Below are 1467 nucleotides of genomic sequence, written 5' to 3' on the forward strand. Positions count from 1 at the left end.
CGGGGTAAGTCCCGGGGAGTGGTGGGAATCGGCTGAGCGCATCCGGCCAGGTCCGCGGCGTGTCGCTCCCTCGCCGAGGGTGGGCCATCGCGTAGTGATCAACGAGTTACCTCTCACAGTGACTCACAGAAAGCAGCTACGCGATGACCCACGATCATTCTGCACTGCTCACCCAGCTCCACGCGCTCAAGGGCGCCGACAGCGCCAGCGTGTTCGCCGAACTGATCCGTACCGGCCTGCAGGCTCTGATCGAAGCCGAGGCCACCGACAAGCTCGGCGCCGGCCGCTACGAACGCACCGACACCCGGATAACGCACCGCAACGGACATCGAACGAAGACCGTGGCCACCACCAGCGGCGATGTCGAGGTCAAGATCCCCAAACTGCGGTCAGGATCGTTCTTCCCCTCCTTGCTGGAGCGACGCCGCCGCATCGACAAGGCCCTGTACGCAGTGGTCATGGAAGCCTACGTGCACGGCGTGTCGACCCGCAGCGTCGACGACCTGGTCGGCGCGTTGGGTGTCGGATCCGGGATCTCGAAGTCGGAGGTGTCGCGGATCTGCGCTGGTCTGGACACCGAGATCGCCCGGTTCCGCGAGCGCACGCTGACGCACACGAGCTTTCCGTACGTGTTTCTCGACGCCACCTTCTTCAAGGTCCGGGTCGGTGCGCACGTGGTGTCCCAGGCGTTGGTGGTGGCCACCGGAGTCTCGATCGACGGCACCCGCGAGGTACTCGGAACCGCCGTCGGGGACAGCGAATCCTACGAGTTCTGGCGCGAGTTCCTCACCAGCCTCAAGGCCCGTGGTCTGTCGGGGGTGCATCTGGTGATCTCCGATGCACACAGTGGCCTCAAAGCTGCTGTGATGCAGCAGTTCGCGGGTTCTTCGTGGCAGCGGTGCCGGGTGCATTTCATGCGCAACATTCGGGCGGCGGTGGCGGCCAAGCATGTGCCGCCGGTGATGGCGGCGGTCAAGACGATCTTCGCGCACACCGACCCGGACGCCGTCGCGGAGCAGTGGGATCAGGTCACCGACACCTTCTCCGGGTCGTTTCCGAAGGTCGCGGCGTTGATGGAAGCCGCCAAACACGATGTGCTGGCGTTCACCGCGTTCCCCAAGGCTCATTGGCAAAAGGTGTGGTCCAACAATCCCATTGAGCGGTTGAACAAGGAAATCAAGCGTCGAGCCGACGTCGTGGAGATTTTTCCGAACCCGGCGGCATTCCTCCGGTTGGCGACCGCGGTGGTCATCGAGCAGCACGACGAGTGACAGGTCACCCGCCGGTATGTCTCGGATGTGAGCATGGACGAGCTCCGGGCGGTGATCGCCGCCAAACAGCACGCTACCGAACCGGCGTTGTCGTTGACCGGCTCGAGCGAAACAGCATAGTATCCAGCACGACTCGTTGATCACTACGTCTACTGCAGAGCCGATCCGAAGTCCACCACTCCACGGGGCACTATCG

General features: G+C 63.7%; 1 pseudogene. It reads left to right on the forward strand.

What is annotated here, in order from left to right:
* Nucleotides 1-143 precede the first annotated feature (143 nt).
* Nucleotides 144-1391 (forward strand): annotated as a pseudogene (locus ACFWBU_RS21245) (IS256 family transposase).
* The last annotated feature ends 76 nt before the right edge of the window (nt 1392-1467 follow it).

It is taken from the genome of Rhodococcus sp. NPDC060084, assembly GCF_042730335.1.
In the GTDB taxonomy this organism is placed as follows: Bacteria; Actinomycetota; Actinomycetes; order Mycobacteriales; family Mycobacteriaceae; genus Rhodococcus.